The sequence below is a fragment of the Marinobacter sediminum genome (genome assembly GCF_016820575.1).
Classification (GTDB): domain Bacteria; phylum Pseudomonadota; class Gammaproteobacteria; order Pseudomonadales; family Oleiphilaceae; genus Marinobacter; species Marinobacter sediminum.
This window is the reverse complement of the sequence record NZ_JAEMQH010000002.1, coordinates 1,005,544-1,029,405: the sequence shown is the minus strand read 5'-3', so window position 1 is coordinate 1,029,405 and position 23,862 is coordinate 1,005,544. Positions and strand designations below refer to the sequence as shown.

Genomic DNA, 23,862 nt, shown 5'->3' with positions numbered 1-23,862 from the left:
AATGCTTAGCCTGAAACAACGACGTAGCCTTAACACTCTGCTTATGGGGGTGTTGGCGTGGGGTGTGGCCTTGGCCATTTTCTTCCCGATTTTCTGGATGCTGCTGACCAGCTTTAAAACAGAGATCGATGCCTTCGCCACACCGCCGCAATTGTTCTTCTCGCCGACCCTCGAGAATTACACGCTGGTTAACGAACGCAGTGACTATCTGCACTTTGCCTGGAATTCGGTGGTGGTGTCTTTCGGATCCACGATCATCGGAATGATGCTCGCCGTACCCGCTGCCTATTCCATGGCCTTTTTTGAGACCAAGCGTACCAAAGGGACACTGCTGTGGATGCTGTCCACCAAAATGCTGCCGCCGGTTGGCGTGCTGGTGCCGATTTACCTGCTGTTCAAGGACACCGGGTTGCTCGATACCAAAACCGGACTGGTCATCATCTACACGTTGATCAACCTGCCGATCATGATCTGGATGGCCTACACCTATTTCAAAGAGATACCCAAAGAAGTACTTGAGGCTGCTCGAATGGATGGCTCCACGCTGTTCCAGGAGATCTGGCGAGTACTGCTGCCCATGAGCAAAGGCGGTCTGGCCGCGACGGTGCTGCTGTCACTGATTCTCAGTTGGAACGAGGCGTTCTGGTCACTCAACCTCACGGCCTCGGAAGCGGCGCCGTTGACGGCCCTGATCGCATCTTATTCAAGCCCTGAAGGCTTGTTCTGGGCCAAGTTGTCAGCCGTATCGACCCTGGCCTGTGCCCCCATTCTTATCTTTGGCTGGATCAGCCAGAAACAGCTGGTTCGCGGCTTGTCCTTTGGCGCCGTCAAATAACGGAGATTTCCCATGGCTAACTTAACAATAAAGAACCTCAAGAAATCCTTCGGGGATATCGAAATTCTCAAGGGCATCGACCTTGAGATCAAAGACAACGAATTCGTCGTGTTTGTCGGGCCGTCAGGCTGTGGCAAGTCCACACTGCTGCGGTCCATTGCCGGGCTGGAGGACGTCACCAGCGGCCACATTATGCTGGACCACAAAGAAATCACCGATCTGGCCCCGGCCAAACGGGATCTGGCCATGGTGTTCCAGAGCTACGCCTTGTACCCCCATATGTCCGTGCGCAAAAACATGTCGTTTGCACTGGAGCTGGCGAAAGAAAACAAGGAGGTGATCAGCACCAAGGTATCCGAGGCTGCCCGAATTCTGGAACTGGAGCCTCTGCTGGAGCGCAAGCCGAAAGAACTGTCCGGTGGTCAGCGCCAGCGGGTGGCCATTGGCCGCGCCATCGTGCGCCAGCCCAAGGTTTTCCTGTTCGATGAGCCGCTGTCCAACCTGGATGCGGCCCTGCGGGTGCAGATGCGTCTGGAGCTGGCGCGCCTTCACCACGACCTGAACGCCACCATGATTTACGTTACCCACGATCAGGTTGAAGCCATGACTCTGGCTGACAAGGTTGTGGTACTGAACCAGGGCCGGATAGAGCAGGTGGGTACGCCCCTGGAGCTGTATCGCAACCCCGCAAACCGCTTTGTTGCAGGCTTCCTCGGCATGCCCAAGATGAGCTTTCTGCCGGGCAACGTAACCGCAATCGACGCCTCCAGCGTGACGGTTGAGCTGACTTCAGGTGCCTCTGTGACTTTGCCCGCGGCCAGTGAACACCTGCGTAAGGGCAGTGCTGTCACCGTTGGCGTTCGTCCGGAGAATATTGATGTGGTCGAACCGAGCGAAAGTTCACTGACTGGATACATGGACATTGCCGAGAGCTTGGGCAGCGATACCTATTGCTATGTGAAGACTGATGGCCAGGAGACGTTGACGGTCCGTATGCCGGGCAATTTTGCCTGTAACTACGGTGATCGCATCGGTTTACGCCTGCACGTGGATGAGTGCCATTTGTTCGATGAACAGGGCAACGCCGTTCAGAAACCCAGCCGAATGGCAGCGTGACCTCCTATGAAATTGAATAACTCCACATTGGACCAATTGAGTTCAGAGGTGTCCGTGCCTGCCTATGACCGGAGCAACCTCCGGCACGGCATCGTTCACATCGGCGTAGGCGGATTCCACCGTGCCCATGAAGCGGTCTACACCCACCAGCTGTTGCAGGCCGGTGGCAGTTCGGACTGGTCGATCTGTGGTGTGGGACTGCGTGAAGGCGATCGAGCCATGCAACAGGTGTTATCCAAGCAGGACCATCTCTACACCCTGATCGAACTGGGCGCCGACAACACCAACGCACTGAGCGTGATTGGCTCCATCACGGATTTCCTGTTTGCGCCTGAGGAGCAGGACGCCGTGATCGAAAAACTCGCGAGCCCGCAGGTGAAAATTGTCTCACTGACCATCACTGAGGGTGGTTACAACGTTGATGACAATACCGGTCGCTTTAACGCAAGCCATCCGGACATCCTGCACGACCTGGAACATCCCCAGCAGCCACGAACCGTGTTCGGTTACCTGGCCGAAGCGCTGGACCGGCGCCGGGCGCGCAATCTGCCACCGTTCACGGTGATGTCCTGCGACAATCTGCCCGAGAATGGCCACGTTGCGCGCTCAGCCTTGCTGGCTTTTGCCAACCTCAGGAATGCTGAGCTGGCAAGCTGGATTGATGCCAAGGTGAGCTTTCCAAGCAGCATGGTTGACCGCATTACCCCGGGAACCAGCGACAAACATCGTCAGTGGCTGACCGAGCATTATGACCTTGAAGACGGTTGGCCAGTGATCTGCGAGCCCTTTTACCAATGGGTGCTCGAGGACGATTTCTGCAACGGTCGCCCGGAGTGGGAAAAGGTGGGCGTGCAGTTCACGGATAACGTAGCACCGTACGAACGCATGAAAATCCGCCTGCTGAATGCCAGCCACTCTGCTATGGCGTATCTCGGGTATCTGGCCGGTTACCGCTACACCCACGAGGTGATGGCCGATGAGCGGTTCAGTCACTTTATCCGAAGCTTTATGGATAACGACGTAACGCCGATCCTAGGCGACATCTCCGGTATCGATATTCCCGCCTATAAGCAGACCCTGATCGAGCGCTTCTCCAATCCTCAAATGGGCGACCAGTTGGCTCGCCTTTGTATGGACGGCTCCAGCAAGATCCCCAAGTTCCTGGTGCCGACGGTGCAGACGTTGGTGAACGAAGGCCGACCGCTGTCACGCGTGGCTATGATCATCGCCAGCTGGGCGCTTTATCTCCGAGGTCAGGATGAGCAGGGCCAGCACCACGAGATTAACGATCCGATGGCCGCGCGGCTGAAATCCGTGGTTGAAGACCGGGCCAACCTGACCCCGGAATTCCTGGGAATGGCGGATATTTTCGGGACCACGCTCGCCAGCTCCAGTGACTTTGAAGAAGCCTTTGATGCGGCACTCGACAAGCTGGAAACCAACGGTGTGTTTGCGGGCCTTCAGTCACTTCAAGACGCCTGAAGTATTAGGGAGCACAGATATGAACGCACTGGACACATCCATGTGCTGGAGCAAGCTTGAACAACTCGCTAGTGAGACCGGGAACGATCGGATCGCGGATTATTTCAAAGCCGATCCGGATCGTTTCGATAAGATGAGTCTGCGTGTGGGCGAGCTGTTTCTGGACTACTCCAAGAACAAAATTTCGCCGAAGGTGATGGACGCTCTACAAGAAATGGCCAAACACTCGCCGCTGCAGCGGCGCCGGGAACAGATGTTTTCCGGGGAGGCCATCAACGTCACCGAGCAGCGTCCGGTTCTGCACATCGCCTTGCGAAACCTTGGTGACAAGCCGATTATCGTCAACGGCCGCGACGTAATGCCGGATGTCCGGGCCAGCCTGGAAAAGCTCAAATCCTTCACCGACCAGGTCAGGAACGGGCAATGGCTGGGTTACACCGGCAAGCGCATCCGCGACGTCGTGAATATCGGCATCGGCGGCTCGGACCTTGGGCCCAGCATGGTGTGCCGGGCGCTGCTTGATTATCAGCACCCGGACCTCAGCGTTCACTTCATTTCCAACGTCGACGGCCGGCACCTGAAGAAGGTGCTGAAACGGCTGGACCCGGAAACCACGCTGTTTGTTGTGTCGACCAAGACCTTCTCTACCCAGGAAACCCTATTGAACGCCAACAGCGCCAAGCGCTGGTTCCAGGAGCAGACCAATAGCACCTCAGCCGACATGGGCCAGCACTTTGTGGCGGTTTCGACCAACATCCAGGCGGCAACGGAATTTGGCATCCGCGAGGACAGCATCTTCGAATTTTGGGACTGGGTGGGTGGCCGCTATTCACTCTGGTCCAGCATTGGCTTGCCCATTGCGCTGAGCATCGGGTACGACGCCTTTGTCGAGCTCCTCGACGGCGCCTTCACCATGGACCAGCACTTCCTGAATGCGCCATTGGAGGCCAACATGCCGGTCCTTCTGGCCCTTATCGGCATCTGGAATATTAATTTCCTGGGTGCCGAAACCCAGGCGATCATCCCTTACGACCAGGCCTTGCACCAGCTGCCGGCATTCCTTCAGCAGCTGGATATGGAGAGCAATGGCAAGTCCGTGGACATTGATGGCAACCCGGTCAGCCACGCTACCGGCCCCATCGTGTGGGGGCAAACCGGATCCAACGGCCAGCATGCCTTTTTCCAGCTGCTGCACCAGGGCACCCGGTTCGTTCCCATCGACTTCATTGCGTCACTGAAAGCCGATGAAGAAACCAAAGAACATCACTTTGCCTTACTGACCAATATGCTGGCCCAGGCCAATGCGTTCATGAATGGCGACACCCAAGACAACCAGTACGCCAGTTGTCCCGGCAATCGCCCAAGCAATGTGCTGTTGCTGGACGAACTGAGCCCCCGGAATCTGGGCGCCTTGATCGCACTCTATGAACATAAGGTTTTCGTGCAGGGTGCCGTCTGGAACATCAACTCATTCGACCAGTGGGGCGTGCAGCTCGGCAAGCGGCTAGCCAATGACATCAGCCGTGATATTGACGGCAAGAGCAATGAGTACGATCCATCAACCCAGGGTCTGATGGCGATCGTTAATCAGCATCTCGCTGCGAGCACAGCATCGCCAAACTCCGCGACCAATGCGGGCTTAATGGCTGAGGAGAGTGGCACCCAATGATTAAAGTCATTTCGTTTGGTGAACTTTTGGTAGACATGTTGTCGAGCCGGGTAAACGATGCCCAGGACGGGCAGGGTGATGGATCGGAGAACGAGCGCTTCACCAAATACCCGGGAGGTGCGCCAGCCAATGTGGCCGCAGCAATTGGGAAACTCGGTGGGAACAGTTATTTTGCCGGTAAAGTCGGCGCCGACATGTTTGGTGATTTTCTGGCTCAATCGCTTGAGGCCATGAAGGTACGCACGGACTATCTGCTGCAAACCAAAGAGGCGAAAACCGCCCTGGCGTTTGTATCGCTGGATAAAGACGGCGAACGAAGCTTTGAGTTCTATCGCGGGCCTTCCGCGGACTTGCTGTTCGGCCCCCACGAGTTTCAGCAGGAATGGTTTGAGGAACGTGGCATTTTCCATTTCTGCTCCAACACGCTGACTGAGCCAGGCATCCTCGAAGCTACTCTGGCCGGTCTGGAAACTGCGCGAGCGGCCGGCTGGCTTGTCAGCTTCGACATGAACCTTAGGCACAATCTCTGGCCGGAAGGCGCCGACCCGTTTGAATCGGTGTGGGCGTGTGTCGAACAAGCGGACCTGGTGAAGTTATCCGCCGAAGAGCTCGCCTTCCTGTGCCGGCACACCGACGAAGCCCAGGTGTTAAAGCAGATATTAAACGCCGGTGCTTCGCTGGTGCTGATCACCGATGGCGGAAAACCACTGCGTTACCACACCGCTTATCACAGCGGTTCGATCCAGCCACCCAATGTCCAGATGGTCGATAGCACTGCCGCCGGGGACGCGTTCGTTGGTGGTTTGCTGTATCGCCTATCTGAGCTGGATATGTCGGTAGCAGGCCTGGAAGGGCTGGGTACCGATCAGCAGCGGCTGGAAAGCATTCTGACCTTTGCCAGTGCCTGCGGCGCCCACGCCGTAACCCACGCCGGGGCGTTTACCTCGTTGCCTGGCATTGAAGATGTGGAGGCCTTTCTTAGTTATTGAGCTGCTTTATAAGGCAAAATCAGCTAGAAAGTGACAAGATCACCTAGCACGATGGATAAGCAAAGGCAGCTAAATGAATGTCGTTAAAAGTGGCGAAGGCAAAGCGCTGGATGGATCCTCCCCGGGCACATACGACCGATTGATCAACCCGGTCCTCATTGCTGGCTGCATCATCATTCTGGTGAGTTTCGCAGTGCGCGCTTCCTTTGGCTTGTTCCAGCTGCCGATTGCACTGGAGTTCGCCTGGCCCAGGGAATCGTTTTCTCTCGCTATCGCCATTCAGAACCTGTTCTGGGGAATCGGTCAGCCGATTTTCGGCGCGTTCGCCGAGCGCTATGGTGATCGCAAAGCCATTCTCACCGGCGGTGTGGTGTACGTGGTGGGCCTGGTGTTGTCGGCCTTTGCCATCACGCCGGGCCAGCATCAGTTGCTGGAAATATTGGTTGGTTTCGGGATCGCGGGTACCGGCTTTGGCGTTATTCTGGCCGTGGTCGGACGTGCGGCCTCCGACAAAAACCGGTCTATGGCACTGGGCATTGCCACTGCCGCCGGTTCTGCGGGTCAAATCGTCGGGCCGCCGGTGGCGCAAGCGCTGTTGAGCCAGATGCCCTGGCAATCGGTGTTTATCATCTTTGCTGGGTTTGTTCTGGTGTCCATGTTGGCTCTGATGCTGATGCGCGCTCCGAAACCGACCCAGTCGACCGTGGCAGAAGAGCCCATGGGCGTGGTACTCAAGCGCGCGCTTAAGGATCCCACTTTTTGGTTCATCTTCATCGGCTTCTTCTCCTGTGGCTACCAACTGGCCTTCATCACCGCGCACTTCCCAGCCTTTATCACCGAAATGTGTGGCCCTATTGGGACCGACAGTCTGCTCTATGTACTGGGCGTGACATCCGCATCGGGACTTGGCGCCATTTCCATAGCACTCATAGGTTTATTCAACATCGGTGGAACGCTGCTTGCGGGGTGGCTGGGGCACAAATACTCGAGAAAGTATCTGCTGGCGACAATCTACTTATTGCGAACTCTGGTATCCGCGGCCTTCATCATGGCGCCGATCACCCCGGAAACAGTTGTCCTGTTCTCGGTTTCGATGGGATCACTCTGGCTGGCAACCGTGCCACTGACTTCCGGATTGGTAGCTCATATCTACGGCCTGAAATACATGGGAACACTTTACGGCGTGGTGTTTTTCTCGCACCAGCTGGGTGGCTTCCTGGGCGTATGGCTGGGCGGTGCCTTGTACGATCTCTACAACGATTACACGCTGGTCTGGTGGGTCGGTGTGGGAGTCGGGGCGTTGTCGGCGTTGATACATCTACCCATTAAGGAGCTCACTTGGTCGCAAAGAACCAAGCTGGCGGTGTCTGCCTGAGGAAGGGGCCTGGCGTTAAAATCAAGCGAGAGCAAAAGGGATGGTGGCCGATGGCACGGAAGGTACCATCGGCCTGGCATCAAGATGGAATGACGGTTGTTTAGTGAGTTTGTCCCACTCTTTCTCCGCTTCGTCTTTCTCGACGTCGTACTTTTCCTGAAGCTTTCCAACAAAATGGTCTTTCTTTCCTGCGATTTGATCGACTTCGTCGTCCGTCAATTTACCCCAGCTTTCGCGCACTTTACCTTTAAGCTGTCTCCATTTGCCTTCCATAATATCGTTGTTCATAGCCTTCCTCCTTGTTGCCATGAAGATCGCTCCGTTGATTCAGGATCCAGATCTTAGGCTTTTCGTAGATTGGAACTGACTTTTCGAAGTAATGCCTAGGTGCTCTGTTAAAGCGATATTACTTCGTTAATTACGGTCACATACCTACCTGGTGGCGACAAGGTAGCCGGCAGTTACAATTAGTTCATGGGATTGATGGAGAATCTGGCCTAAGAGTAGGGCGATAAAGTGGCTCAGATCAGTCCAGCTGAGCATGACCTCCTCGAGGAACAGCTAAGGCTGATGAACGTGCCGATCGGAGCAAGCCATTAAATTTCTATAGTAATGTCATGGGTTTTACCGTCATCAGTGAGCGCTAAGTAGCTTGGCTCCTTTGCAACTGATGAGGCCTCTGATTCTCTCTTAACGGTTATCCGATAGATCGTTTGACCATAGCGGTACCGCAAGGTGTAGCCCGGCCAATGGGGTGGTAGGCAGGGTTTAATTTGAAGCTGGTTGCCAACCCGGCGGATACCGAGAACGCCCTCGAGGATAAACCGGTACAACCAGCCGGCAGATCCCGTATACCAGGTCCAGCCGCCGCGCCCGATGTGAGGTGGTTCGCCATATATGTCCGCCGCCAACACATAGGGCTCTACCTGGTACTGGGCAATGCGCTTTTCGGAATTCCCGTGTTTCACTGGATTCAGGCAATCCAGAACGGCGCTCGCTCTTGTTGCATCTCCCATGGCCGCAAACGCCATACCTGTCCAACAGGCGGCATGGGTGTATTGCCCCCCGTTTTCCCTGACTCCAGGCGGATAGGCCGCGATGTATCCGGGGTCGGGCTGGCCCTCGCCTCGGCCTCTGAAGGCCGGTGTAAACAGCAACACCTGACCGGGGTCGGGGCGCACCAGTTTCTTCCAGACAGCGTTCATTGCCTTTATTGTGCGGTCAGTATCCGCTGCCCCCGAGAGAACGGCCCAGGACTGGGGTATGGAGTCAATCTCGCAGGCTGGCTGGCCTGCAGAGCCCATCGGTGTGCCATCGTCATAATAGGCGCGGCGGTACCAGCTGCCATCCCAGGCACTCTGATGAAGCTTGTCAGCAAGATTGTCCGCGCGAGTCGCGAGTTTTTCGGCCGTTGCCTGATCGCCTCGTGCCGTTGCAACGTGACTGAACCGTTGCAGTGTCATAATCAGGAACCACCCCATCCATACGCTTTCCCCCTGACCACCGAGACCAACCCGGTTCATCCCATCGTTCCAGTCACCACCGCCAATGAGCGGTATGCCGTGGGGCCCCAAACGATTGGCGCGTTCAAGAACACGGAGGCAGTGGTCGTAAACCGACGCCTTGTCGTCGGACACATCAAAATGGGCGTATCGTTCCGCTTCACCGTCGGCAAGCGGTTCCCCGGATAGCCAGGGAACCTTCTCATCCAGAACCTGAACGTCTCCGGTCAGCTCCAGATACTCACTGACAACCAGTGGTAACCAGACAAGGTCATCGGAGATTCGAGTTCTGACGCCGCGGGCATGGGGCGGGTGCCACCAGTGCAACACGTCGCCTTCGGGGAATTGACGGGCCGCTGCAGCGAGAATCTGGTTACGACAGACCTCCGGCCGGGTATGCAGCAGGGCCATGGAATCCTGTAACTGATCTCGGAAGCCAAAGGCACCACTGGACTGATAAAGACCACTGCGGCCGAACAGCCGACAGGCAAGTGTCTGGTAGACAAGCCACTGGTTAAAAATGAAGTCGACGCTCTCATCCGGGCTATCCAGGGTCACCGCGTCAAGGGTTTCCCGCCAATAGCTTTGGCTTGCCTGCCAGGCGGTGTCGAACATTGCGGGTTGTTGATAGCGGTTGATCAGATCAACGGCAGTTTCAAAATTCTGTCCGGCGCCGAGGAAGAACACGGCGGTGTGTTCGCCGTTGGCGGGCAGCTCAACGTGTATCTGGAGCGCAGCGCAGGGATCTCGCCCTGGTTCAACGCGGTTGTTCAGGCCCACCCGTTTCAAGGCCGCCGGATTAGCCAGGCTGCCGGGGCGACCAATGAACTCAGTCCGATCGGTGGTGTAGCCGTGAACTGCGTGGTCTGTTGCCAGAAAGGCAATCTGATCTGGCCAGTCAGGGTTGTACGGGTTGGCTGTGATCAGGGCGCGCTGTTCTGGCAAAAATGCCGGCTGCAAATAAGCACTGGTATCCTCGCGGCGTGTTCCCAGAATCCATTCGGCGTAATACGTCAGCGTGACTCGCCGAATCCTGTTTGAGCGATTACGAAGAACCAGACGCACCACTTTTACCGGATCTTCGGGGGGCACGAAAACGGTCATTTCCGATTGAACGCCGTGTCGGACATGTTCGAAGCAAGAGTAACCAGCACCGTGTCTCGTCCGGTACTCAGATTCATGGGGCACCGGTTTAGCCGTGGCAGACCAGAGCGCACCCGTTTCTTCGTCGCGCAGGTAGAGACACTCGGATGGCTCATCGAGCACCGGGTCGTTACGCCAGCTTGTCAGGCGATTTTCTCCGCTGTTCTGGAACCAACTGTAGCCGCCCCCGGCCTCCGAGACGATGGTGCCGAAGATCGGGTTGGCGATCACATTGATCCAGGGTGCCGGGGTGGGGCAGCTGTGGCTAACATTGATCACATACTCCCGGCCATCTGCGGAGAAGCCACCGTGCCCGTTGAAGCAGCGCAGGTCCTCGATGGGCGCAAGCTTTTGTTCCTCAAACGGCATCGTACTGGAGGGTCTGACATGCAATTTGGGCAGAGGGGATTCACGCTGCTCGAGCAGCTGCAGCGCGTGTGCAAGGGATGACCCAGAAGCATCCAGGACCAGCTTCGCCGCGGTTTCCAGCAGCACCACCTCTTCCGTGCCAAGCGAATCAGCCGTCAAGGGGAAAATGGCACCACGACCACCAACAAAGGGCTCAACGTTGTGTTTCGCCAATAGCCTTCGAATGGTGTCCTGTGTCGTGCCCTCATAACCGCTGTCGCCAATGTTGAGCAGCACCAGGTCCACTTTGAAATTGCGTCTACGCCAGAAGGTATGTGCTTTTAGTAAAAGGTGTGCTGTATCGACATCGGCCTCACGTCCCACCTTAACCAGAATTATCGGGAAATCCCCTGAGATTCCGACGCCCCAGAGGTTGGCCTGTTGCAAACGATTTGCCGAAAGCACGGCCACAGGTGCCCTGAGTTTTGGTGGCGAACAGATCAGCGCAGAGGTGAGGGCAATGACCTTGCGGAATTCGTCGTTGCTCAATTGGTTTCGCCACAGATCCTGACAGGCCTGACCTTCGCCTTCTTCGAAGGTTCGTTGAACGCGTGGCCAGAAAGCAAAGCGTGCGGCTGAGGCCAGAACATCCTCACGCGAATCGCCAACGAATCTCAGAAATGCCAGTTGGACTGAAGCCCCCGGTTCCAGAATCACATCCGTTTGCAGCGCCGCCACCGGATCGAGCGTGTAGCCCAGTGAACCTGAGAGCCCCTCGCTGGACTCCAGTGCTGCGGGATGCGCATAGGAGCCACCGCGGCCGATGAATTTAGCGCGGTCGGTTTCAATGGCAGTGGGTGTGATGACGCCTGAAATACCGATCAGGCATTCGCCCACGACGGGCGCCTTAGCCCCGGGATCACGGGTGCGACGCTCGAAAATCAGCAGAGATTGGTCGGCCAGGAATTCGGAATGTACGAACAGGTTGCCAAAGGCCGGGTGCTGACTATCTGCCCTCGGATCTGCGAGAACCATTTCGGCGTAGCTGGTCAGTCTGAGATTGCGGGATTTATCGCCATGGTTGGTCAATGAAATGCGACGTAACTCGACGTCATGCCAGGGCGAGACAGTGACCTCAAGGGTCTGGACCAGATTCTGGTCCTGCCGTTTGTATTCAACGCAGTGACTGAAGAAACGAACGTATTCGCGCACGCCTCTTCTGCTCATAGGAGCCCGTGAAATGGACCAAAGATCCCTGCTATCGCGATCCTGCAAATATATCCAATTGCCCCAGCGCTGCTCGGTGGCATCGGGCCGCCAGCGGGTGATGGCATCGGACTTCCAGCTGGTTCCCCCAGCACCCCAGCTGGATGCGAGGACGCTCAGGCGGCCGTTGGACAATAAATGCACCCGTGGGGTTGGGCTGTCCAGGGGAACGTCCCATGGAGTGATCGGCGCTGCCTGTAGACCGCCGGACGGCGGTGCCTGTTCTTCGCTGTAGGTGGGGTATTCCACCTCCACGTCCAGCGAAATTCGTTCCTGTAAGAAAAGCTCGCTGGCTTGCACTCTGGGATCACTGGAGAACCGCGAAACTGCGTTCTTGGTATCCAAGGCAATCCCCAAACTGATCAGGGACATGCCATGATGGTGTGCCATGTAACTCCGCACAATGCTGTAAGTGGAGCCGACCTCCATGCGACGCTCGGTGAAGTCCAACGCTTCGAAAAAGCCATATCGACCCAGCATGCCCATTTTTTCGAGCCGCTTGAGGTTATCGAAGGCGGCCTGTGGCCGCCAGTGCAGGGCGAGGAATGTCGCGTAAGGCGTGATTACCCAATCTTCCGCACCCTTGTTGCTCCGGAGTGACAATTCGGGCGCGCCAAACGCGTGGTAGGCATAGTTCTGTGCACCGTCCAGAAGACTGTAGCCGGACTCTGAGATGCCCCAGGGCCGGTCGTGGTTGCTGGCGTAACGGATTTGATGGTCAATGGCGATCCGGCCACTTTGGCCAAGCAGGGTCGTTGCCGGTTCGCGCATCATCAACTGGGGCATCAAATACTCGAACATAGTGCCGCTCCAGGAGAGCAGGAGGGCTTGTCCGTTCTCCAGAGTCAGAGGGCGGCCCAGATGAATCCAGTGATCTGCTGCCACCTCACCCTTGGCAATAGCAAGGAAACTCGCCAGTCGTGCCTCCGACGCCAGCAGGTCGTAGGCATTCTCATCCAGCTTCCCCTGATCCACGTCGTAACCAATTCTGAAGACCTTTTTTTCCTTGTCGTACAAAAAAGTCATGTCGGTGCTTTCAAACCATAGCTCGCAGGTTTCTGCCAGTTCCGTAGCGGATTTGATAAGTGCCTCGGCTGCTTTCGCTGCCGCTCGAATTTGAGCGGTTACGGTTGTAAGCCACTGTCGCGCAACTTCGGGAAGGTCATTCTTCCCGTTAGCCGGCATCAATTCGGCCAACTCTGGTTCCATCTGTTTGGGCATTGAGGCAAGTTCAGCAAAAGACATGGGCTGAACCAGCGAGTTAATCAGTGAGTCCCAGCATTGTTTTTTGGCTGAAGACAGTTCACTGGTTGCGAATTTCGGTCGGGTTTCAAGCCTCGACCACCAGGGCAAGAACTGCTCCCGGCTCTGCTTCATTCGCTTCATGTGGTGATGTGAACGTTCAAGCCAGAGCCGCATATCGGCAAGGGTTTCCGGAGGCAGGGATTTTGGCTCCCTCTGCAGTCTCTGGACGGCCGGGTCCACCTGCCGGTTCAGGTGACGTTCCAGTTTTTCAATCAGGTCTGGCCATTGTTCCGGACGTCGGGCTGCGCCCATGACAAGCTGCCGGAGGTCGACCAGCTCCTTTGCCAGCCGCTTGCGAGGCTCGGTTGAGGGATATTCCTCCAGGGAATCTTCGAGGACTCCAATGGTGTCGAGCAGTCCCTCGAAGTGACCGAAACGCCAAACTTTATCTTTGGCAATACCCAGGAGCCCTTGCTTAAGGGTCAGAAACGACCCAAGGAGGTTGCCGCTGTCGACAGTAGAAACGTAAGCCGGTGGAAGTGTGGTTAGGTGCTGGGTGTCACACCAGTTATGGATGTGGCCGCGAAAACGGGGCATTTTACCTAGTGTCCGCAAGGTGTTCCGTGAACGTATGGTCAGTTCCTGCGCATCGATATACCCCATGTCATAGGCCGTCAGATTACTGACCAGCAGTAACCCAATGTTGGTCGGAGACGTGCGGTGGGCAATGACGCCTTTGGGGTCCTCCTGAAAATGGTCTGGTGGTAGCCAGTGATCTTCCGGCCCAACGAAACGTTCGAAAAAGTACCAGGTGCGGCGTGCCAAGCGTCTGAGATGTGTTCTGTCCTCTGACCGTATCTTTTCAACGGGGGGCGTGCGATCTTGTTTGGCCAGATAGGCCAGTTGCGGCGACACCAACCATAAGAGCAGTACCGGAGCAGCGAAGAGAAGTAGGGAGGTCGTTGAAAAGGCAAGCGCTGCCGCAGTTACAATCGCAGCGAGCGGGCCTACCCCCATCGCTCGCCAATAATGGTGCGGTAAAGAACAGTTGGCGCGCCCGGCTTCAAGTGCGGCCGGCGACCATTCCAGCAAGTGCCGGTGACTCACATTCGTGCGGTACAACGACCGAACTATCGCATCTGTTGTTATTGCCGCCTCCTGCGGCAGAAAGGCAACCGCCAGAACCCAGCGCTTCAAATCTCCTTTCAGGTTACGTACGTGCTCGGATGAGCGTCTTCTGCGGATGGTGGCATGAGCCAGTCCCACAACACCGGTCAGAGTCGGAACCAGAAGCGTAATTAACGCCAACGTAGTCCAGTGGAGCGGCGATCCGGGCAAGGCAAACCAGCCAAGAAAGAGAAGCAGTAGCAACCAGGGCGCCAGGAGGCTGCGCAAAAGGTTGTGGGCGAGTTGCCAACGATGAAGGCCATTGAGCCGGTTGGGTTGTTTCTCGCCACTTTCGGAGGGAACCTTGGGCAACAACCACGGCACGAGTTGCCAATCCCCTCGAATCCACCGATGCAGCCTTCGACTAAAAGAGAGGTACTCGGGGGGATATTCCTCATACATCACAATGTCGCTAACCAGCGCCGTACGGCCATGAATCCCCTCAAAGAGATCGTGACTGAGTACTGCCTCTTCCGGTACGGCATTGCGGAGGCTGGCGACGAAAGCCTCTACGTGATAGAGGCCTTTGCCGGTAAAAATACCCTCGCCAAACAGATCCTGATAGGCCTCAGAGACGGCCAGCGTATAGAGATCCAGACCGCGGTCGCCGGAAAAGATCCGTGTGAATATATTGCGAGTAGCGGTGATTGGGTTGATCTCAACCCGTGGCTGCAGAATGCTGAAGCCAGACAGGACTTCGCCGGTTTGTTCGTCCCAGACTGGCTGATTGAGGGGGTGGGCGATGGTACCTACCAGCCGCTGAGCGCCTCCGACCGGCAGCAAGGTGTCTGCGTCCAGCGTGATCACATAACGGGCCTGTCGCAACCACTCAATGTCACCCGCTGTGTGTGTGAAAGATCCCAGTTCGCCGGTGAGCAGATAATGATTGAATTCCTTGAGTTTGCCCCGCTTTCGTTCCCACTCCATCCAGACTGCCTCGTGCGGGTTAAAACACCGAGCTCGATGCATCCAGAAAAAAGGTGCGTGTCCGTCGTGGTCATACCGTCTGTTCAGTTCAACGATACCTGCATCGAGGCAGGTCAAAAGATGTTGGTCCTTCAGTGTGGTCGCTTCGGTGGCATCAAAAAGTCCAGTCAGCAACCCAAAACGAAGCTGTTGGTCGGGGTTTGCCAGATAGTGTTTCTCGAGATGGGCCAGGGAAGTCTTGATGTCACGTTCTTGCCCAATGAGCAGTGCCATGCAAACAGCGGTTTTGTGGTCTTGTTGAATGCCCCGTCTAAAATCCATTTTGGGCAGGACTCTTGGTGGAATCCATAATGTTATCAGCCAGTTTAGTAGCACTGATGCCAAAACCAGAGCAGGCACTATGACCACCAGCATAACCGTAATGGAGTGCAGCAGATTTCCGGTATACAAAGAGTAGAGCGTCGGGAGCGCAAACAGGACAGTTGCGAATATTCCCAAGACGGAGAAGTAGAGTGCCAGACGGTGACGCACAGCCCACCGCCGCAACCTCGTCCAAATCAACGGACGGACGGACACCTTTTCCTCAAGAATCCGATACCCTTCACCAATCAAGAAATACCCCACATGGCTCGCCGCGGGCGCGTTGCCATTCGGTTTTTTTCTGGCGTCATTGGCAAGCTCCAGCGCACAACGCGCCACTCCCAGTTCATCCAGCTGGCTGCGTCTCGCCAGCTGCTCCACGCGACTTCGATATCGGTCTCGGGTGGTAAAATCCATCTGCCGGTACGCACCGGCGGGATCCTGTCTCAGCAAGAGTTCAACTTGAGAGGTGCGCTCGAAGAAATTCTGCCAACTGGTACGTTGCAGGCGGTGCAAACTCTGGACACAGTCAGCGACCACATCACGACTGTCGATATCGACCATGCCGTCAAGCTCATGTCTGGACCTCAGCTCGACAATCCGCCGGTGAACCGTTTCCTGAATAAGTTTGATTGCCTGATAACGAAGAAATAGAGGGAAGGCCCAGAGCTCTGCGGTGTTTAGAGGGGCAGAGTCTCTCTGCTCCAGGACAAGCACTTCAAGAACGTTCTGGTCGAATTTCAGCTCGGAAAGGTCCAACACGACCCTTGCCATGTCCTGGACGCGCGGAAGACCCGTCGCCGGGCCCGATATCAATCGAGGCAAGTGGGCAACGAAGGCGGCCGACAAATCTCTGCGCAGCATGCGCAAAATTCGTCGAATCAGGTATTCATTATCGAGGTACCAGTCGATCCAGGGGCCAGCCGCAGACGGATTACTGCGCAGAGCCAGCAACTCTTTATGGGTTCGATCGAGCTGTTTGTCGAAACCACTTAAAGTGCTGGAAAGATCGTGGTGTGGCGCACGAGAGCCGGGACCAATCGCAGACCACTGGCTTTGCAGATCTCGCTTGCATGAGGCATCTGCGCCGGTGGCTTCCGAGTCCATCTGGCCTATCTGATCGGTCTCCGTTGTCATTAATGCCCCCAGGCTTCTGCGGCGGCTTTCTCGGCAAAGGTAGGTTCTATTTCTTCTGGCTCCAGATCCTGGAGTACCAACAAAGGAGTCTCGCCATAGACAAGGGCATTAAGGGGTAGCGCGCCCAGTGGCCAGTGATTGACGCAGTTCCGGCCGTGGGCGGCCATGATGACCAGGTCTGACTGGGCTTTTCGGGTCACTTCCCAAATTGTCGAAATCGGTGAGTCCGCAATCTTTACCTGGGTCTGGACGTGCAGGCTCTCGTTCTTGAGCCGGTCCCCGATACGGTCCAGGTAAGCTACGAGTCTTTCTTTGAATTCGGTCTGCAGCTCCAGCACCTTGCCGAGCCGGCTGTCATTTTTATCAATCTGATAGTGATGTCCCAGCGAGGGCACAACGGAGATAAGATCAACGGTGCTTTCATTGTGGCGTGACAAAAGCTCAACAATGGGCAGCACACACTCAGATCGACTGCTGCCATCCAGAGGGACCGTGATCCGGTTGTAGTGATATTCCTGCAGCGTTTGGCACTGATCGCTGAAGGCCCGCACCAGAAGGAACGATACGTGCGCCTGCAGGATCGATTTATGAGCGACGCTGCCCAGCATGTAATGGCTGATGCCACCAATGCCGTGGCTTGTCATGACGAGAAGCGTCTGCCCATCCTGGCGAACGAAGTTAATAATCTGATCAACGGTTTCGCCTTCAAGAATTCTGGTTTCCGGGTGCAAGCCAAGCGCACCCAGTTTGGAGGCCACCGAATCCAGGTAAGCTGCGGCTTCGGCTTGGACGGCGTCCAGAGCGATTGGGTCTGCCGGATATTGCCGGTGGGAGCCGTCCGCCTGTTGCATCACCCGGATCAGAACAAGCTGGATATCCAGCGCTCTGACCAGGTTAATGGCATGCGGTAGTGCCCATTCGGCCAGGCAGGAACCGTCCAGAGGAACGACAATACGTTGAAACATGGTTTACTCCCTTGCGCGGTAAGGAGATAACCGACACAGGGGAGATCAGACAGCACGCTTGATTGTCTTGAACACCTGTAAAACGCGGCGAGACTCCACTATAGAATAGTACGTTCTTGACGAACGCCTTAATTTTATAGCGCGGCAGCGGTTCAGGAGCCATGATGCAGGTCAAAATTCGATCAGTAGGGATAGGCCCAAATACTATAAGAACGGTGACGAAATGAACGGAAAGCTCTCCGATTGACCAGCTGGCTACACATGGCCGTCTTGGAGGGAGTTCGGAACAAAAAGCAGGGGGAAGGGTAAAGAGTGGGGCAGTTAAGCGCTAATTTTCAGCCGCAACTGCGCGGTGCAGCGATTCGACCACAGTGTCCAGCTTGGATGTCTCGGAAACACGCGGGTAAACCAGGTAGGCTGGATAGCTAAATTCCGGGGCATCTGCCACGCGTTCGAGCAATCCGCTATCCAAATAGGGTTGTGCCACTCGGGTCCTAAAATAGCCGCTACCTCCATTTCGCAGAAGATGCTGAATCGCAAGGGGGCCTAAGGTGAAATTCATGCGCGAGCGGGCCTTCTCCGGGTAGGCCGCATCATGCTGTTGCCGGAAATGAGGCCCCCAGTCGACATAGACGTACGGTCCTGATTTTTCCTTCGTTTTTACCAGTATTAACTTCTCTTCCAGCAGCTGCTCAATTTGCAGTCCAGGCCAGTAATTGGGTTGGTGCACCAGAGCGGCATCCATCACGCCCTGTTCCAAACATTCATGGAGCGTTTCGGGTTCGCTGACCTCAACTCGCAAAGCGAGATTGGGCGCATCGTCTTTCAGCGCGGACAGCCAATCCAACATCAAAGGATCCCAAAGGCTGGTTTCAGCGCCCAGTGTGATCACGCTGTCGGAGTCATCAGGGAGCGGTAGTTCGCGACGAGCCGCATCCCAGGTCTGAACAAGCTGGCTGGCCCGAGCTGCAAACCGCTCCCCATCCGGTGTTAGTTTGGCGCCACTTCGATTACGGATGAAGAGACGACATCCTAACTGACTTTCAAGGTTCTGAATTCGAGCGGTAACTGTCGTCTGGGTAATGTGCAACCTTTGCGCTGAAGCCATGAAACTGCCAGTGCGAACAATCTCCAGAAAAGTGCGTGCGAGTTCGATATCCACTTACGTCACCTGGCTTTTTAGTGTGTTTAAATTCAATGTTATCGATATTAAAACGCAAGACAATTCATTATTACAGATGAAAAAGTCAGTTCATACTGGACAGCCTCGAGACATATGGAAAAGCTCCACGACGGACAACCTCTCTGTGCATTTCGCGGTTGCCTAAATCCCGAGTTGCACGAGTCGGCAATACAGCCAGGCTGGAGCGCCGAAAACGTTGCAAGCTGTTTCTGTGATAGGTGAAGGTTGATGAATAGATTACTGACCGGTTCTAACTGGGGATTGATCATTTCGGTAGCAGCATTGGGCGCGTCTGTTCTTGTTGCGTATCTGTGGGGATCTACAATTTCTCTGGCAGGACAGGTACTCGCGCACCTTTCAATCCCAATATGGGCGGCTGGTATTAAGATTTTTTACGTCATGAGGATAACCGCTCTCAGGAAGCTAGATCTGGCTGCAGATTAGAGCTTTCTTTATTGTTGGATTTTTCCGGATCTGTAAGCCTTGAAGAGCACCGTCGCGCCTCAAACCAATCGCCTGCGACCCTCGGTACGTCTGCGTGCCTGCTCTGAATTGACGTACACAGACTCCGTAAATGTCGCATTCGCGTGGCCCAATTCTTCACTGATGTGCCGGATATCTGCACCGGCCTCAATGGCCTGGCTGGCGCCGGTATGCCGCAGGTAGTGGGTTTCCGTGCGGATGGCCAGCAACTGCTTTGCTTCGTCGACATAGCCCTCCTGCTGCATTCGATCGGCCGTGGCAACCAACGATTGCTCGTAAATGCGTTGCACCTGGCGTTTACCAATGGCATCGCCCTTGGCAGAGGGCAAAACGGGGGTAGATTCACCGGGAACGGGCAGGGGAGATGTGAGCCCGAGATATTGCCGCCAACGCTTCAGGTAACTCAGATAGGCATCGGGCAGCGTGACCTGACGGGTCTTATCGCCTTTGCCGAAGATGGAGTAAACCCAGTACGCCTCGCCATCCACGATCGTTCGCCTGAAATCACCGAAACTTGGAGTCCGAATCTGTCCTCGATCGACGAGCCTCGGGGCCAACTCACTGACTCTGAGGAAAAGGCTTTTCATCGTCACGATGACAAACAGATTCCGCTCGAATTTTGGGTTGGTGCTGGCCAATTGGGTGAGCGTTTCCAGCAGATAGGACCACTGCCAATCGGTGAGACGTCGCACTTCGGCATCAGAATCTTTATCGAGGCTTGGTCTGGCATTTCGATCCCGTTTGCGGACATCAAGCAGTGGATTCCGTTGCAAATAATCCTGCAACAGCAGGTACTTGAAGAAGGTTTGTAATGCGGTTCGACTGGCGTTGAGGCTGGCCTGAGCAACGGAGTAGGGGCCATTGGAGTCTTTCGAGCGCTGAGCCATTGGCCGCCAATCCGGGTTTTGGCGCCTCAGGTTACTGCTGTCGACAAAGGCCGGATAGATACCCCGAGACACCCAGGTGGTCGGCGGATTCTTCAAAAACGAAAAATAACTGCTGAGTAGGTCACCGTCCGACTGGGAAAGGTTGCGCTTTGCAATGTGCCAGGTGTAGTTGAGAAATCGTTGAATTTCGCTTCGGAAGCGGTTGTAGGTCCCTGAAACATCGCTGTATTTGACGAGAAACCGTTGAGCTACCTGAAAGTCCTCGCGATGAGAGAGCGGTAAGGCCATCAGACGCGCCTGCAAATCCGGGTAAAGCTCAAGATCTGACTGCTCGTGAATCAGTTCGGCAGTATCAAACAAAGGGAAACCTGGAAATCTGGCTTTGGAGCTCATTGGAAATGATCTTTGGCTGGAATGTGAAATTGCGGGGTGAGCCAAAATGTCCAATACTCCTAAATATTGGACATCGGCTATATCCTCGTAAAATCAGGATATTACCGGAATAACCTCGACGTGTAACTAACGTGGCCCTGGTTTCAATTAAACGACAGATAGAACGATTCCAGGCATTAGCTCAATGCCTATGTCAGCGCTTCGGGTCGGATAGTAAGATCAGAGCTCGTTGAAGCTCAGAGGTTGGCGGTTCGATTTGACCGCAATACACTGGGGATGAAGTTTCAGGATTTTCGTACGGCAGGATAAGAGCTGAAGGAGCAGCCCGGCTGAGAATCTCAACCGGGTGCGACGTTTTGCATCGAACTAATTACGAGCCAGCGAGCTGGTTGTCGTTTTGAGTCTCGACTGCCTGAGATTTGGCAAGTGCGAATCTCAGTGTAACGGCCAGAGTAAAGAATGCTGTCAGGCCGCCGAACAGGGTAATTACAGGAATAAGATTCATAGCTTGGTTAACCTCCATTGGTTCTTCCGTTCGGATCCACTTCTCAAAACTCAGAAGGACTGTCGTGTTGGAAGAACAGTTTTGTGCCTCTTGTTAAAGAATGAGGCCCGTTTCGATAGTGTGCTTATTATACGAAAGGATGGCTGCTCCACGCGTATGCAATAACCGTTACTATCGTCCTGATTAAGATCCTGCACTGCGCATAATGTATATTATGTTAAATATTGTATGGTGAAGCTAAGGGCTTATTGGATTCCTGTGAATGCCGCTCTCGCCCAGTAACTATGAATTATCTTCCGTTCGCTACCTTGGCGACCCGGCCAAGGTAGCGAACAATCATCAAGAGAACGCCGTATTGAGAACTGCTTGGTGCTTTTCCCAGGTCACGCTTTGTAATGCTGCAACTGGGCTTGAAGCTCATCGGCAAGCTGCTGCAGCGTTTCAGCTGCATCACTGGTAGCCGCAGAATTTTGGTGACTATTCGACGCCATCCTTCGAATGTGCTCGAGACGTTGATTGATGTCTTCAGACACCTGGCTCTGTTGCTCGGCGGCACTCGCCATTTCGATATTGGTGTCTCGAATGTTCCGTACACTGTCCCGTAAATTTTGAATGGCGACCCCAGTTTCTTTGATCATTTCGCTGGCTTCTGTTGCCAGCTCACTTCCTCTGTTGATGACGTCGGAAACACCTACGACACCGTCCTGAAGTTGATGGATTTGGTCTTGAATTTCCTTGATCGAAGCCTGAGTTCTGCTGGCCAGTTGCCGAACCTCATCAGACACCACGGCGAAGCCTCGGCCGTGCTCACCTGCCCGGGCCGCCTCAATGGCCGCGTTCAGGGCCAATAGATTGGTCTGCTCAGCAATGTTTTCGATCACAGACAGAATACTCCCAATATTCTCGGAGGCACTTTGCAATGAGGCGCTTGTTTTGACGGAGGTTTGGTTGTTATCGAGCTGGCGCTGAATTGTATGGGTGGTCTTATCGATCAGAGCCTGACCATCTTCCGCAAGCGAATCAGCATCTTTGGCAATGCTCTCAGCCCGGGCTGAGCTTTCGGCCACTGACTGCGCTGTTGCGGCCATTTCGTTCATTGCGGTGGCAACCTGCTCGGTCTCCTCCGTCTGCTGAGAGACAACCGATGCGCTATCGGAAGCGATTCCTTTGAGCTTTTCAGCTGACTGCAACAGGCTCTTTGACGAACCTTTCGTATCGGATATCGTTGCTTGAAGTCGATCCAGAAGGCTGTCAAAGCCGGCAGCCATGCGGCCCAGCTCGTTTTTGGAATCCCAGTTAAAGCGAACGGTAAGATCTCCCTCGCCTTCTGAAATCCCCTCGATTGTTGAAATCATTTGGTCAAGAGGTCTGGCCACCACAATCTGAGTGAGGAAACTCAGTGCAATAACGAGGATCAGACCGCCGATAGCAATGGCCAGCACCGCACTTCCTGTTTTCGCTGCAACCATGCCTGAGACTTCGCTGTCGGAATAGCCTGTAACGATTTCGTACCCCCAGGGTTCAAAATCGGCTCGATGCAAATGCCACTCTTCGCTTTCGTTTTCCAGAATGTTTTCAAGGGCCTCTGTTTTGATGTTATCGGAGTGCATGCGCAGGCGGCCGCGATCATCAATAAGAGCAGCAAATCCATTTTCCAAAAGTGCACTGCTGGTAATTGAGTCCACGAGCTCTGTCAGGTCAGCGGAATAACCAACGTACCAGATACCCATGATGTTTCCGGCCGAATTGCGAATCGGGCTGTAAGCGGTAAGGTAAGGATTGCCAAGGATATCCACCTGGCCAAAGAATGCCTCACCTCTGCTGATTGCCTTGCCTGCGCCACCATTCATGTTGAGCTTTGTTCCAATGGCGCGGGAGCCGTCGGACTTCTTCACATTGGTGGAGACCCGGATAAATTCTCCTCCATCACGGACAAACAGGGTGGCGGTGCCGCCCATGACCTGGGTCACGCTGTCGACCAGATCGAAATTGTTGTTGATCAACTCATCGCCCAGATACAGCGCTGGCGCGTCAGTGCCACCGACAGACTGGCGGCCCTCAATTCGGGGTGTACCCAGCCGATTGCCTCTCTCTGTCAACAAATTCAAAGAATTTTCGACGCGCTTGGACATCAAGTTGTCCGTCACCGTCAGCAGACTTTCAATCTCATCTGTTAGGTCATCCCGCTTTTCCAGAACCTCCGTCGTAATCGTCGTTTCGGAATCCATGGCAACCATAACGCTGGCCACAATGGTGATAACCAGAAGCAAAGCGGATACAGAGGCAATGAAAAGCTTACGGATAGACATCGGTATTCCCCGTTTTTTAATTGGTTTAAGTCTGACCCACTACTGAAGTATTCCCTACTTCATAGGCTCTTTGAATCCTTGACGGCTAGCAAAATCGTAACATTAGGTTTTTCCTAAAATGAGTGGCGAGCCGGATAAAACCGCTGACGCAGCGACTAGTCTGAAGTTGATAGCTCCGAGAAATCACGGATGGCAGGAGCCTAGAAGTTGCACTAGGGTTCGGTGCACATTTGAAAAAGGCAGAACACGATGAGCGAAAGAAAAGGACAATATTTTGGTGCCAAATGCTGGCAGCAAGGACTGAACGTCAACGAAACGATTGCCGAGGCGGCCAAAGAGATTGGCATTGATAAGTTGTCGAACGATCCGCGCACCTGGCCACCGTTCGTTCATGGTGCCGAAGAGGCTTGGCAGGACAAGAACCTGGCGCACCTGGATGAACAGGCAAGGCTGAGAGATCTGCAAAAAGCCTGATTATCAGAAAGCGGGGAAAGAAGTCTGCCTTCCTTCCCCGCTTTGCTCCCGCCGTTAACTAGCCTTCCAATGCCGCCCGCACGGGTGGTTTTCTGCCGCAAG

At 54.9% G+C, this 23,862-nt stretch carries 13 protein-coding genes; 7 read left to right on the top strand and 6 right to left on the bottom strand.

Translation table 11 applies throughout. The features are described from left to right. The first annotated feature begins 1 nt into the window (after position 1). The 6 genes from FGO67_RS11485 to FGO67_RS11460 all read left to right on the top strand — a co-directional run bounded on the left by FGO67_RS11485 (position 2) and on the right by FGO67_RS11460 (position 7,466). Positions 2-835 carry a carbohydrate ABC transporter permease gene (locus FGO67_RS11485; protein ID WP_138441288.1) on the top strand — a complete coding sequence of 278 codons (834 nt, stop codon included), beginning with the start codon at positions 2-4 and terminating at the stop codon, positions 833-835. 12 nt (positions 836-847) lie between these two features. Then, complete coding sequence (locus FGO67_RS11480; RefSeq protein WP_203300814.1) at positions 848-1,951, top strand: ABC transporter ATP-binding protein; 1,104 nt, start codon at positions 848-850, stop codon at positions 1,949-1,951. 6 nt (positions 1,952-1,957) lie between these two features. Next, entirely contained in the window at positions 1,958-3,433 is a 1,476-nt protein-coding gene (locus tag FGO67_RS11475) for a mannitol dehydrogenase family protein (RefSeq protein ID WP_203300813.1), read from the top strand. 19 nt (positions 3,434-3,452) lie between these two features. Continuing rightward, a complete protein-coding gene (pgi, locus tag FGO67_RS11470; protein ID WP_203300812.1) occupies positions 3,453-5,102 on the top strand; it encodes a glucose-6-phosphate isomerase in 1,650 nt (549 codons plus the stop codon). After that, on the top strand, positions 5,099-6,091 hold the full coding sequence (locus tag FGO67_RS11465; protein ID WP_238942342.1) for a carbohydrate kinase family protein: 993 nt from the start codon (positions 5,099-5,101) through the stop codon (positions 6,089-6,091). The genes pgi and FGO67_RS11465 overlap by 4 nt, the downstream gene beginning before the upstream one ends. Before the next feature lie 73 nt (positions 6,092-6,164). Next, on the top strand, positions 6,165-7,466 hold the full coding sequence (locus FGO67_RS11460) for an MFS transporter (RefSeq protein ID WP_238942341.1): 1,302 nt from the start codon (positions 6,165-6,167) through the stop codon (positions 7,464-7,466). 21 nt (positions 7,467-7,487) lie between these two features. Here FGO67_RS11460 and FGO67_RS17290 read toward each other — a convergent pair whose 3' ends face one another. From FGO67_RS17290 to FGO67_RS11430, 6 genes are all read right to left on the bottom strand, one after another. Further along, complete coding sequence (locus FGO67_RS17290) at positions 7,488-7,754, bottom strand: CsbD family protein (RefSeq protein WP_203300811.1); 267 nt, start codon at positions 7,752-7,754, stop codon at positions 7,488-7,490. A gap of 308 nt (positions 7,755-8,062) precedes the next feature. Next, positions 8,063-16,561: a glycoside hydrolase family 94 protein gene (locus FGO67_RS11450; protein WP_203300810.1), complete on the bottom strand. Its 8,499-nt coding sequence runs from the start codon at positions 16,559-16,561 to the stop codon at positions 8,063-8,065. After that, positions 16,561-17,526, bottom strand: coding sequence for a universal stress protein (locus tag FGO67_RS11445; RefSeq protein ID WP_203300809.1), 966 nt, complete (start codon positions 17,524-17,526; stop codon positions 16,561-16,563). Before FGO67_RS11445 ends, FGO67_RS11450 begins: the two co-directional genes overlap by 1 nt. A gap of 328 nt (positions 17,527-17,854) precedes the next feature. Continuing rightward, on the bottom strand, positions 17,855-18,688 hold the full coding sequence (locus FGO67_RS11440; RefSeq protein ID WP_203300808.1) for a LysR family transcriptional regulator: 834 nt from the start codon (positions 18,686-18,688) through the stop codon (positions 17,855-17,857). Positions 18,689-19,212: 524 nt separating this feature from the next. Then, on the bottom strand, positions 19,213-20,439 hold the full coding sequence (locus FGO67_RS11435; protein WP_238942340.1) for a tyrosine-type recombinase/integrase: 1,227 nt from the start codon (positions 20,437-20,439) through the stop codon (positions 19,213-19,215). Positions 20,440-21,360: 921 nt separating this feature from the next. Further along, complete coding sequence (locus FGO67_RS11430; RefSeq protein ID WP_203300806.1) at positions 21,361-23,286, bottom strand: methyl-accepting chemotaxis protein; 1,926 nt, start codon at positions 23,284-23,286, stop codon at positions 21,361-21,363. 249 nt (positions 23,287-23,535) lie between these two features. On the opposite strand from FGO67_RS11430, the gene FGO67_RS11425 reads away from it, so the two are divergent. Beyond that, positions 23,536-23,760, top strand: a complete 225-nt coding sequence (locus FGO67_RS11425) for a hypothetical protein (protein WP_041338465.1) — start codon at positions 23,536-23,538, stop codon at positions 23,758-23,760. Positions 23,761-23,862 lie beyond the last annotated feature (102 nt).

Coding starts and splice junctions, on each gene's coding strand:
- FGO67_RS11475 (WP_203300813.1), top strand. CDS start 1,958: ATGAAATTGAATAACTCCACATTGGACCAATTGAGTTCAGAGGTGTCC.
- FGO67_RS11425 (WP_041338465.1), top strand. CDS start 23,536: ATGAGCGAAAGAAAAGGACAATATTTTGGTGCCAAATGCTGGCAGCAA.
- FGO67_RS11465 (WP_238942342.1), top strand. CDS start 5,099: ATGATTAAAGTCATTTCGTTTGGTGAACTTTTGGTAGACATGTTGTCG.
- pgi (WP_203300812.1), top strand. CDS start 3,453: ATGAACGCACTGGACACATCCATGTGCTGGAGCAAGCTTGAACAACTC.
- FGO67_RS11445 (WP_203300809.1), bottom strand. CDS start 17,526: ATGTTTCAACGTATTGTCGTTCCTCTGGACGGTTCCTGCCTGGCCGAA.
- FGO67_RS11430 (WP_203300806.1), bottom strand. CDS start 23,286: ATGTCTATCCGTAAGCTTTTCATTGCCTCTGTATCCGCTTTGCTTCTG.
- FGO67_RS11485 (WP_138441288.1), top strand. CDS start 2: ATGCTTAGCCTGAAACAACGACGTAGCCTTAACACTCTGCTTATGGGG.
- FGO67_RS11450 (WP_203300810.1), bottom strand. CDS start 16,561: ATGACAACGGAGACCGATCAGATAGGCCAGATGGACTCGGAAGCCACC.
- FGO67_RS17290 (WP_203300811.1), bottom strand. CDS start 7,754: ATGAACAACGATATTATGGAAGGCAAATGGAGACAGCTTAAAGGTAAA.
- FGO67_RS11480 (WP_203300814.1), top strand. CDS start 848: ATGGCTAACTTAACAATAAAGAACCTCAAGAAATCCTTCGGGGATATC.
- FGO67_RS11460 (WP_238942341.1), top strand. CDS start 6,165: ATGAATGTCGTTAAAAGTGGCGAAGGCAAAGCGCTGGATGGATCCTCC.